We start from the raw sequence: 10,602 nt of genomic DNA on the forward strand, positions 1-10,602 counted from the left end.
AACGTAGTCTGCGACAAAAAATGAAACGCACTGCTATGGATAACGATTACATGATTCAAGTTCTCAGTTCTTGTTTCATTGACTCTACATTAGATTCCGAAAAGCCCTTATGTCAAGCCTGATTGAGATGCTCTTACCCTGGGTTATCAACTTTTTGGTCAATGTAATTTAGTAGTTCATCTGGCAATGAAATTGAGATTTTAGCCATATCCTAACCAGGGTAATACTATTAGTAGTATAGCTGATTTTGATATTTTTAGTGTTTATAACTTTTTAATTCATGTTATTTAGTAATGGTTGGTTGGTTTGGGTAATGTTGGGTTTATTTGTGTCAACTCAACCTAATAACTAACGTAATTATGAACTTACTAAAACTTCTGTTTCTCGGTCTAAAACTGTCAGTGCTTCTTGAATTAATTCAACTTCACGAGCTTCAAAAAGTGATTCACCGCACTGCTCACAAACCCATGCAGGAATGGCATCCCAAGAGATATGATAGCCTTTTCTATCAATAGTAAAAGGGGCTGTTCCTCGGTGCATTTTACCTTTACAATATAAGCATTCCATTTTAAATTCTCCTCCTAAAATCAGATGACCATTGTGTTGGTTCGGGAATGTAAGCGGTGATAATTGCTAGATATTCGTTTTTGGGTGAACAAACTACATGAATTGCTCCGTTATTGTCTCCAAAACCTAATAATTCCTGATAGTTGGTGATGGTTGGGTGGTTTGGGTGATGTTGGGTTTTCTTGTGTCAACCTAACTTACTTACTTTAGTTGTAATAAAAACAATTAACTTATCCATATAAAACATGAAAATAATTGCTATAATAAAAATATCAATCAGATTTATTAACTGTAATGACTATCAAAGAATTACTGTTACAAGAAATTGACAACACACCCAGCGAACTTTTAGAAGATGTGCTTGGTTTTTTGCAATCACTCAAAACAGCACCACAAAAACCCCCAGTTTCCTATCAAGAATTGTTAGAAAGAATAGATTACTTAGAAACAATAGTAGGTATTCGTAAAGGATTAGATGAATTTGAGCGCGGTGAAGGGATTCCTGCGGATCAAGCTTTGGCAACTCTACAACAAAAATATAACATTCCTCCTCGCTCATGAATTATCAAGTTATTATTCAACCTACTGCATTTCAAGAAATTGAAAACTCCTATCGTTGGATGTGTGATAATTTGAGTGCTGAAGTACCAAAGAATTGGTATTATCAACTTGAAGATGCTACTTCATTAATTTTTGCTGTTTCATGATTTTTCTGTTGTTGACTAAATTCTTCAAACAAGGTAAAAAATCTATCTACTGCGCTTTTTTCATCGGCTGAATGGAAAAGCAAAATACTTGACCATAATTGACCTGTTTCTACATTAAATTTCTGTCTTATCCATTGTAAAAAATCTTGAAATTCGGTTTCTTCTGCTGTTAAGGGAATACCAATTTCTCGACGAGCAAAATAGTAGCCGTCTAAAAAAGATTGGAGGCTAAAAATAGAGTTTTTACCTAAATACATTGCAGGTCTTTTTTTAATTTTTTGCAGTAATTTGTAGAGATTATCCATATTTAACTCCCTAATTTTCTAGGTTAAAAGTATGTTTCTGTGATTTGAAACTCTAATCCTGCATCTAAAATAGGTGAATAGAGATTCTGTATCCAGTCTAATCGCGTAATTCCTTGATGGTGGATGTTATCAACAACAATTTCCACCCCATTGATCTCAATTATAACACCTTCATGATGACCAGTAGTAGCAATCAATTCTCCAATACTATCATCATAAATTCTGCCATAAATGGGATCTTGAGAATTTGTATCTAGTTTAATATGTTTGCCATGAATACCTTGTCTAATTAAAAATTCTTTGATTGCTCTAGCGCAGGGGATACAATCAAATATTCCGTAACTTCTGGCAATTGCTATAATTTGTTGATAAATTATGTCCTCTTGATGCAAATTTGCTCCCGGTGCTAAATTTTAATAATTCTAGTATAAATTTTATTCTATCCTTGCACTGCTTGACGAATATCTTCCCAGTCTTGTGCTGTCATTTCTGTTGCATTTCCTGAGTTTAATCCTTCTAAAAGCAGGGTTTGTAGTTGTTATTTTGCTTTGGAGTTTTTGGTCTTGTCGTACTAATTCCCAAAAATATTCGCTGACACTGCTGTAACCACCTTGCGCGACCAGTTCTTCTACGTAAGCTCGCATGGTGTCAGGTAAGGAAATATTCATACTTTTCATGAGGTGATTTTCTGAATGTTGTTTTCTATATCATGGCGGTTTTTGTCATTTTCTGCCATTGGTGGAAAAAACTATTTGTGATAGTTGGTGATGGTTGGGTGGTTTGGGTGATGTTGGGTTTATTGGTGTCAACCTAACCTACTCGCTTTTTTAGGAATTATTAGTTACATTTAACTATTTGTGTGTATAATAAGTAGTACAAGTTCTAGCTACACACAGTAAAAATATGTCTATTAAATTTTCTATAGGTCTTATCAGTATAAGTACGGTGATTTTATCTATTATTATTCCCAGTTTTGAGGGTAGTGTGGTTGCACAAACAACAAAGCCAACTATAAATACAAAACCTTGTGTCAGGCAAGAAATACCAAAACTTAAACAAGGTATGCCTTATTCAAAAGCTAGGGAAATGTTATTAGAAGCTGGTTGGCAATCAGTATTTAATCACGAGCAATTAATGAACTCGCAAAGAAGCGCACCAGTAGATTATTTTTTTACTAAAAAAGAGTATACAGAAATTCAAGATTGTGCTGGTACAGGTTTAGGTCTTTGTCTTTTTAGATTTGAAAGTGCTTATGGAGAAATTTTGTATGTGACAACTGCAAACAATGGAGCTAACCAAGAAACTGTTTTTCGGTGGCATATTGAAGAAGAACCGCAGGAATAAATATCAATTTTCTCAATTGATTTTAAATCATAGTTTTACATCTACTCACTTTCTACAGTAAAAGTCATGTCTCATAAACATAAAACTCAAAAAGAAACACTTCTGTCTACTATATTTCTATCTTGCTTAATCACTAACTTAATTAGTTTTCCTGTAAAAGCTGAAACATCTAATTTGGTTAATTGTGGTATTGAAGCAGAATATCCTTCTAAACTTAGTAGAAATATTGAATTAAAACAGTTTGGTGTTGCTTTGAAAATTCCTGCTAACTATAGAGTAATGGGATTAATGGATGGTTCTGTCAGTCTTGTTGATAATGGAACTTTCAAATCCCTAGAGTGTTTTGCTAAAAACCCTAATGCTTTTGGTGGTTCAGGATATGGCTCTATATCAATTTATAAATCCTCTGAAACTTTCATTTATAGTAATGTTTACGATAAATTACTGGAAAAAGATAACGTTTTTATTGTTTGGAAAAAAACACCTTTAAATGATGCTGACGATAACTATGAACATAAAATAAAGCTGAGAGTTAAAACACCTAATGGATTGATAGAAATAGAAAGTCAATCAGATGTTCAATTTACAGGCAAACTTTCAGAGTTTGATGATTTTTTACAAATGTTGTTAGATGTAGTTAGAGATGTTGAAGTTCTTTAAATTTCAGTATTTCCAACAATTATTCTACTTAAGTAGAAATACCCTTTTACAGCATTATCAGTTCTCACATATCTACCATCTAAAACAGTTTCCACGTCTGGTAATTGCTTTAGTAAAAATTCAATCAAAATGTTGTCATTAACTGATAAAAAATCAGTACCATTCATCCCTAACTCCCAGTATGTCTTTCCTATTTCAAAAAACTTTAAGCTCAGAGTTAAATCTGATTGTAAACTGTAACATACATGGGTTTTTGGCAGTTCTTTTAAATCTTTTTCAATTAATTTAGCATCTATAAAAACACTAATTGTTGCGTTAAACGAATTTTGTCAAAAGCATGGTTTGTAGTTGTTCTTTTGCTTTGGAGTTTTTGGTTTTGTCGCACTAATTCCCGAAAATATTCACGCTTCGCTGCTGTAACCTCTTTGCGCTACTTTTCTATATAATCGCGCATGGTGTTAGGTAAGGAAATATTCATACTTTTCATGAGGTGATTTCCTGAATGTTGTTTTCTATATCATGGCGGTTTTTGTCATTTTCTGCCATTGGTAGAAAAAACTATTCGTGATAGTTGGTGATGGTTGGGTGGTTTGGGTGATGTTGGGTTTTCTTGTGTCAACTATTATTTAATGAACCACGAAGACACGAAGTATACGAAGGAAGAGAGTAAGAAAGTTGATTTTTATAAAATTATTATTATTAATGAGTAGTAATGATTGTTGAGTTTTGTTCCTCAACCTAACCTACTCGCTAATATCTGTCTGCACCTGAGAACGACGTGCAAAAATAACATTTGGGTCACGCCCTTTTACATAATCTATATCTTGTTCTTTGAGAATTTTTTGCCATTGTAGATCAAATTTTAAAGCTTGTTCTGGCTCTACTGAATACATAAAAGCAATCATTCCATCTATTTGTTTTATGTCATAATACATATTTTTCTGGATACAGATACTAACTTTATATTTATGGTTACTCCAACCGTATTTAGAAGCATAGTATAAAATCTGCCGTAACTGTTTCTTTATAACCCTTGGTATACGAGGTTTTGTATTATCGAAAACTGTTAGCCCCGTGACGTATTGTGATTTACCTCTTGGTTGACCTTTCCACTTTACTGGATTTAACTCAAATCCATATTTTTTTAAACATTTCTCGATTTCTTTTTTACGAGGTGTTATGTCGCCGGAGAAAGTAATATCATCAGCATATCTAGAATAAGAGCAATTATATTTTTTGGCTAATTCTACAAAATTTTGATCTAGTTCCTTGCATACCAGGTTAGCTAATATAGGACTTGTACTAGCACCCTGCACTAAATGTCCGTTAAATGTACATAATCTAGCAAAGATTTCTGCAATTGTTTCTGTACAGCCAATTTCCTTAAAAACTTCAATAATTTGTTTTTGGTTTATACTATCGAAAAAGTTTTTTATATCAAGATTTAAAACATACTTTTGAGATAAATGAAGTGCGGCATTAGTAGCTATTGAGCGTTTATTTACAAAGCCTTGCACATATTCAGGAAATTGTATTTTTGAAGCAATAGCTGTAGCAATATTCTTCTGGATAACATTAAGCTCTGAATCAACTTCGTAAACAAGGCGGTATTGCCCTTTTTGGCCTTTTCCCTTCTTAGGAATTTTCTTTAGGGTATAGAATCGAGAAGGTGTATCAATTACCGTATTAATAAAAGATGGGAAACAACCCAACACCATTGCAACAGTATCAATATCTTCTAGAGATTGGAAGTCTAATTGAATCATAATATATGGTTCTGGAAGAGTAAGGAATAATTACACTAAGAGGTACTTAGAAACGGACACGACTCGCGCCCACAAATTTTACGCTTCCAGAACCGCTCAGATTATAGCATATATTACAGTATAGTACATCTATGAATATGGATTTTTATATTTAGGGAAGTGGATTTTTGCGTGTGAAGAAATTTTTTGTTCCATACTCGTGAATCCATCTAATCTTTGTCCTAATTCTTTCAAAGTTGCGTCCTTGCCAAGAAGAACCGAAATTATTAACTTCACTTACCACATAATCTTTAAATATAGCTGCTACATAATCTGCTATTACTAAACAAGGTTCATCTTTACCAGCACTGATAATTTTAGGAGAAATAACAAACTTAACTTGATCCCGTAATTGAATTTCTCCAACTTGCTGATTAATAATTTTTTCTAATTCATTGCGTCGAGCTTCAAAACGACTATCATGCTGTTCAAAACAAATATGAATAGGTACATCATAACTCGCTCGCAACCGTTCAAATATAAGACGACCAAATAGTTTATCATACCAACCATATCCCTTGCTAGGGTCAAAATCACTCTCTTTTTCCTGATAACAAATATAAGCTTGAAATGGTAGTTGACTTATTAAATTAATAACATGAGGTCTTACTTCAGTAGTATCATCTGCACAATAATGAAATCCTTTTTTGGATAGAGAATCTTTGACACTTGTTAGAGTAAGACGGATGGGGTCTTTTAAAAGTTTTTTTCTTAAATTCTCTAATTTACTTCTCAAATAATCAGGATCATGTGTTGTAATACAAGCAATTGCAAGGATATTTGATTTTTCGTCAGTACCAGTTTCATCTATAAACATAAAAATATCTTTAGATACCATACTTGTTACTCAACCTTACATTTTTGATAAAATTAATAAAGAATACTCTCTTTTCCTAAAAAAACAAAACAGCAAATGTACGCAACAAACACCAAAACATCCGCGTTCATCTGCGTACATCTGCGTTCTAATTAATGCACCAACTCAATAGCCCGCTTCGTCAACGCTTCCGCAGTCAACCCATTAAACGCCATCAACTCACCCGCACTTGCGGTAGTTTCCCCACGCTTCCAAGCAGAAATATCTCGCTTACTGGTACTGCGTAACATAATAGTTTCTAACATCGGACTAGCACCAACCAGCAATTAATCCATCACTTAAAAAGCGGTTATTCAGTTTAAAAAAATTCTTACCTTGGGGTCGGGAACTCTAAATTGTGAGCAAGCCTATTTCTCGCTGTTCACGTTTTGAAGGCTGCATCAAACTTTATGCTCCAAGGAGTACCCAAGGCTCACACTATATATGTTACAGGATATTTCCTAGATTTGTCAAGTATCTAGAATAAATATTTTCGGTTTGAAGAACTCGAACTATATTATACTGAGCTATAACTAATCCTTATGAGATAATTAATACCCACATTTTTAATATGTCTGACTCTAGTACCTATGATAGTCTTTGTATAGTTTTTTCCGAACCACGCCTGTCAACATATTTGATTGCTACCAATCAAGATAAGCTAGAGGCATTACAACTATATAAACTGAATATGAGACTATCCGAATCTCTATATTCATTTTTATGTATATTTGAGCTTACTTTAAGAAATAGAATTAGTAATATTCTTGTTCAAGAATTTGGCGATAATTGGTTTGAGGAAAAAGCTGGTAAATGGTTAAATGGAAAGGCTGCAACAGAAAAGCAAGACAAAAATGGTAATACTCAAAGAGCAAGATTATTACAACAGATAGATAAAGCAAAAGAAGAAATTAACAAACAAAATAAGAAAATTAACAATCCACAATATCACAAGCTAATCACATCAGATACTTTAACACCTGAGCTAAATTTTGGTTTTTGGACAGAAATTATGGGTTCTGACTATGACAAAATTATCTGGCTTATTCAAAAAAATCGTTATATTAAGGATGTTTTTTCCGATGCTCCTACCAATCTCAATTTTGCACGCGAGATACAGCGAATACGCAGAAGTTTATATGAAATAAGAGTTATCCGTAACCGTGTATTTCATCATGAACCTGTATTCAATACTAAAAAATTGTCATTTGATGAATTACTGACAACCTACAAAGATGCCAAGGAATTATTAGGTTGGTTAAGTAAAGATGCTTTATATTTTTTTGAAGAAAATAATCAATTTGAAAAATTGGTAAATTCAATCCCATCAAGTATGCAATGATATCAATAGCTAGTAAGGTGCGTTACGCGATCGCTAACACACCCTACAGAAATATGATATTAATGCACCAACTCAATAGCCCGCTTAGTCAACGCTTCCGCAGTCAACCCATTAAACGCCATCAACTCACCCGCACTGGCGGTAGTTTCCCCACGCTTCCAAGCGAAAATATCCCGCTTACTGGTACTGCGTAACATAATAGGTTCTAACATCGCACCTGCACCACCAGTCACACCAATTAACGCATCACCAGCAAACAAACTATCAAATTCTGCATCACTCAAAAACCCACCATCAGGTTCAGAACAAGTATCCCAAGCTGTATCATTAGCACGATATAAACGCCGGGGGTTAATAACAGAAATTATCTTCACTCCAATACCTTCTGTCTCTAAAAATGCCGCCGCTTCAAACACCGGAATTAAGGTCATATCGCCAATTACAGCAAAGACAACCTGTTTTCCTCCGGCAACTTCATGTAATAAAATCGCGCCTTTTTCTAACCCTTGTTTGGTTTGTTCTAAAGTTGTTCTAATGGGTAAAGATGACTTACTTGCAGTGATGACAATGCCTTTATTTTTTGTTCCTAAAGCCCAGTCATAACAGACTTGAATACTGTTAGCATCGGGGGGGAAAACAGGAAATACATTACCATTTCTCATCATCGAAGCAAAGTAAGCTTCAATTTCTGGTCTTTGGTGTGTCCAACCGTTGCGACCTTGTTCTAATGCACCGGCAGTAAATAAGGTAATAGTTGACGGTGTTTTTCTTCTTAATTCTGCCATTGCTTGGGTGACAGTTTGCCAAATTGGTAAACCATTGATGGCAAAAGATTCATAGGAACACCACAAACTTCTCGCACCCATTAAGGATAAACCAACTGCTAAACCTGCACAAGCATCTTCGCTCAAAGGCTCGTAAACTTGACCTCCTGGAGCCTGATGATAGGTTTCATCGGCTGTGGGGTGAATGATTTTTAAGGCTTCATTAATATTACCAATTCCTGAAGCGGCGTTACCATCGGCGTTAGTTACTAGGAAGTTTTTATCTTTATTTCCGATTATTCCTACTAACCTTCCCATTGCCGTTGTCGAAACTTTTGGATCTCCGCCAACTGCATATTCTTCTAATGGTAATTCCCCGATATCTGCTAAAGGTAATTCAAATTCTGTAACTACGGTTTTCGCTGCGGGTCCACCTCCGGCACGTTCGGCGTTTGTGCGGACTGTTTGCCATGCTTCCACAGATAAAGCGCGTTTTTGTAAGGCTGTGACAATGTGAGGCGCGGTTAAGGTATCTTGAGGATAGAGGTTGTGAGATTTTGCCCCTAAAGCGTGAACACCCGCGCCTTTGAGTTGTTTAATGATAAATACCGTTAATGTGCCACTCAAAGCAGAACGGGCAGCTTTATCAATGCCTACTAATACCGCTTTAGTAAATTCTAACCGTTTTTGGAAGGAGAAAATGGTACTATCTACGTAATCTCCCGGTTGGTTTTGGTCGTCAAATTCCTTGGCATCAACGATGATCACTTCCGCAAAACCGTTACCTTTCCAATAAGCGATCATTTCATCGGTGGTTTTTAAAGATACCATGCTATGATGTTCTTGGCTGTAACCGTTCCAAACTAGGATAGGTAGGAAGTTGGTTACATTGGGGTAAGCGGTGTGAAAATGCGCCATTGCACTCATGATGTAGGGTTCACCGAGTCCCCCATCTCCCACGGTGAAGGGGAAGAGTTTGTCACGGTGTAGCAGTGCAGCAGACATCGCAAAATGTTGTCCTTGTCCCAAAGGACCAGCAGGGGCGAGAATACCAGGAATATAACCGGATAAATGTCCTAATAAACCGTGTTTTTCCCGAAAGCGATCGCGCAATTGTTGTACTGTAGAAATGCCCATGTCTTCTAAAGAACGGTCGAGAAACATGGCACTATAAAAACCGGGGGCGTGGTGTCCAACTTCGGTGATAATGTTTTTATGTCCCAGCATGACCAAAGCTGCATAAGCTTCCGCTTGGCTGGCAAAACCGCCGGGATGTCCAGAAGCCTTACTACCAGTAATTTGTAGGGTCAGGTAGCGCAGGGCATCGGCAGCTAGTAGGGTTTGATAAACTGCTGTAGTATCATTGGGATTAGCGATCGCACCTTTGCCCGATTCTATCACCGGCGTTGCACCATAAGTTTCAAAATCTGGCAATGCTTCCCCAAAATATTGAATACCTTCACAAAAACTTGGAACTGCGGAAGATGCCTTTGTTGTAGTTGCTGTCATGCTGAGTACCTTAAATAAATTCGTCGGAAACTTTAAATGCTGGTTTACAGTGGTTTTCATGAATGACTTTTTTATCTCACGCAAAGACGCAAAGGCGCAAAGGGGAAATAAGAGAAGTCTGAAGACTTGAAAACTACTGTAATGTAACCAAAATTTTACATCTTCACGGTTGTAAAGGTTTATTGCAGTTTTAGAATGCAAAACATAAGCAGAGATTATGAAAGCAGCATGACAAACCAATAGCCCGCAAGGAAATGATAGCGAAGCGTGGCGTTAGCCATATTTCTTTGCTAATAGCCAAAGTCATCTAAAGATGACTCAATAACCAGAAAATTCTTCAGTAAACTTTAGTTTACTTGATTTATTAGCCATGAAATGAATTTCATGGCGGGTGTGGAAGCTGACGCAAAATATCTCTAAAACCTTCTTTCCTCCATGTCCTCTGTGCCTTCGTGGTTCGTTTTCTCATTAACTCCTGACTTCTGTACGGGCAAAGTAGGGGCGAAGTAGGGGCGAAGTAGGGGCGAAGTAGGGGCGAAGCATTCGGAAAATAGGCTTTTGATAAAATGATAATTTGTCGCCCGAATGCTTCGCCCTTACAGGAAAATAGGCTTTTGATAAAATGATAATTTGTCGCCCGAATGCTTCGCCCTTACAGGAAAATAGCCTTTTGATAAAATGATAATTTGTCGCCCGAATGCTTCGCCCTTACAGGAAAATAGCCTTTTGATAAAATGATAATT

The 10,602-nt window shown here is 36.0% G+C and carries 12 protein-coding genes; 4 read left to right on the forward strand and 8 right to left on the reverse strand.

Annotation, left to right across the window (positions count from 1 at the left end; translation table 11 throughout):
- Positions 1–357: 357 nt before the first annotated feature.
- Positions 358–567 (reverse strand): YgiT-type zinc finger protein, encoded by a 210-nt coding sequence (locus PN497_RS12525; RefSeq protein ID WP_096565597.1) that lies wholly within the window; start codon positions 565–567, stop codon positions 358–360.
- Positions 568–861: 294 nt separating this feature from the next.
- Between PN497_RS12525 and PN497_RS12530 the strand changes: the two genes are divergently transcribed.
- The gene (locus tag PN497_RS12530) at positions 862–1,128 is read left to right on the forward strand and encodes a prevent-host-death family protein (RefSeq protein ID WP_096565595.1); all 267 of its coding nucleotides are present in this window, start codon (positions 862–864) and stop codon (positions 1,126–1,128) included.
- Positions 1,129–1,231: 103 nt separating this feature from the next.
- Here the strand turns inward: PN497_RS12530 and PN497_RS12535 are convergent, their stop codons facing one another.
- Positions 1,232–1,579: a hypothetical protein gene (locus PN497_RS12535; RefSeq protein ID WP_096565593.1), complete on the reverse strand. Its 348-nt coding sequence runs from the start codon at positions 1,577–1,579 to the stop codon at positions 1,232–1,234.
- Positions 1,580–1,602: 23 nt separating this feature from the next.
- Positions 1,603–1,971, reverse strand: coding sequence for a papain fold toxin domain-containing protein (locus tag PN497_RS12540; protein ID WP_096565591.1), 369 nt, complete (start codon positions 1,969–1,971; stop codon positions 1,603–1,605).
- 511 nt (positions 1,972–2,482) lie between these two features.
- On the opposite strand from PN497_RS12540, the gene PN497_RS12550 reads away from it, so the two are divergent.
- Both PN497_RS12550 and PN497_RS12555 read left to right on the forward strand, forming a co-directional pair.
- Positions 2,483–2,923 (forward strand): hypothetical protein, encoded by a 441-nt coding sequence (locus PN497_RS12550; RefSeq protein WP_096565589.1) that lies wholly within the window; start codon positions 2,483–2,485, stop codon positions 2,921–2,923.
- Between the two features lie 66 nt (positions 2,924–2,989).
- Entirely contained in the window at positions 2,990–3,583 is a 594-nt protein-coding gene (locus tag PN497_RS12555; RefSeq protein ID WP_096565587.1) for a hypothetical protein, read from the forward strand.
- Here the strand turns inward: PN497_RS12555 and PN497_RS12560 are convergent.
- The 4 genes from PN497_RS12560 to PN497_RS12575 form a co-directional block, all read right to left on the reverse strand.
- Complete coding sequence (locus PN497_RS12560) at positions 3,580–3,750, reverse strand: hypothetical protein (RefSeq protein ID WP_190347072.1); 171 nt, start codon at positions 3,748–3,750, stop codon at positions 3,580–3,582. The two genes, PN497_RS12555 and PN497_RS12560, sit on opposite strands and share 4 nt — an antisense overlap.
- A 576-nt stretch (positions 3,751–4,326) precedes the next feature.
- Positions 4,327–5,349, reverse strand: a complete 1,023-nt coding sequence (locus PN497_RS12565) for a reverse transcriptase family protein (RefSeq protein ID WP_096565585.1) — start codon at positions 5,347–5,349, stop codon at positions 4,327–4,329.
- 151 nt (positions 5,350–5,500) lie between these two features.
- Positions 5,501–6,226 (reverse strand): DUF3800 domain-containing protein, encoded by a 726-nt coding sequence (locus tag PN497_RS12570; protein WP_096565583.1) that lies wholly within the window; start codon positions 6,224–6,226, stop codon positions 5,501–5,503.
- A gap of 131 nt (positions 6,227–6,357) precedes the next feature.
- Positions 6,358–6,510, reverse strand: a complete 153-nt coding sequence (locus tag PN497_RS12575) for a hypothetical protein (RefSeq protein ID WP_272110304.1) — start codon at positions 6,508–6,510, stop codon at positions 6,358–6,360.
- 305 nt (positions 6,511–6,815) lie between these two features.
- Between PN497_RS12575 and PN497_RS12580 the strand changes: the two genes are divergently transcribed.
- Complete coding sequence (locus tag PN497_RS12580; RefSeq protein WP_096565581.1) at positions 6,816–7,586, forward strand: Abi family protein; 771 nt, start codon at positions 6,816–6,818, stop codon at positions 7,584–7,586.
- A 59-nt stretch (positions 7,587–7,645) separates the two neighbouring features.
- On the opposite strand, the gene PN497_RS12585 is transcribed toward PN497_RS12580, so the two are convergent.
- Complete coding sequence (locus PN497_RS12585) at positions 7,646–9,859, reverse strand: phosphoketolase family protein (RefSeq protein WP_096565579.1); 2,214 nt, start codon at positions 9,857–9,859, stop codon at positions 7,646–7,648.
- Positions 9,860–10,602: the final 743 nt, after the last annotated feature.

Origin of the sequence: Sphaerospermopsis kisseleviana CS-549 (assembly GCF_028329225.1) — a bacterium.
GTDB classification, from domain to species: Bacteria; Cyanobacteriota; Cyanobacteriia; order Cyanobacteriales; family Nostocaceae; genus Sphaerospermopsis; species Sphaerospermopsis kisseleviana.

Coding starts and splice junctions, on each gene's coding strand:
- PN497_RS12525 (WP_096565597.1), bottom strand. CDS start 567: ATGGAATGCTTATATTGTAAAGGTAAAATGCACCGAGGAACAGCCCCT.
- PN497_RS12530 (WP_096565595.1), top strand. CDS start 862: ATGACTATCAAAGAATTACTGTTACAAGAAATTGACAACACACCCAGC.
- PN497_RS12535 (WP_096565593.1), bottom strand. CDS start 1,579: ATGGATAATCTCTACAAATTACTGCAAAAAATTAAAAAAAGACCTGCA.
- PN497_RS12550 (WP_096565589.1), top strand. CDS start 2,483: ATGTCTATTAAATTTTCTATAGGTCTTATCAGTATAAGTACGGTGATT.
- PN497_RS12555 (WP_096565587.1), top strand. CDS start 2,990: ATGTCTCATAAACATAAAACTCAAAAAGAAACACTTCTGTCTACTATA.
- PN497_RS12560 (WP_190347072.1), bottom strand. CDS start 3,750: ATGAATGGTACTGATTTTTTATCAGTTAATGACAACATTTTGATTGAA.
- PN497_RS12565 (WP_096565585.1), bottom strand. CDS start 5,349: ATGATTCAATTAGACTTCCAATCTCTAGAAGATATTGATACTGTTGCA.
- PN497_RS12570 (WP_096565583.1), bottom strand. CDS start 6,226: ATGGTATCTAAAGATATTTTTATGTTTATAGATGAAACTGGTACTGAC.
- PN497_RS12575 (WP_272110304.1), bottom strand. CDS start 6,510: ATGTTAGAAACTATTATGTTACGCAGTACCAGTAAGCGAGATATTTCT.
- PN497_RS12580 (WP_096565581.1), top strand. CDS start 6,816: ATGTCTGACTCTAGTACCTATGATAGTCTTTGTATAGTTTTTTCCGAA.
- PN497_RS12585 (WP_096565579.1), bottom strand. CDS start 9,859: ATGACAGCAACTACAACAAAGGCATCTTCCGCAGTTCCAAGTTTTTGT.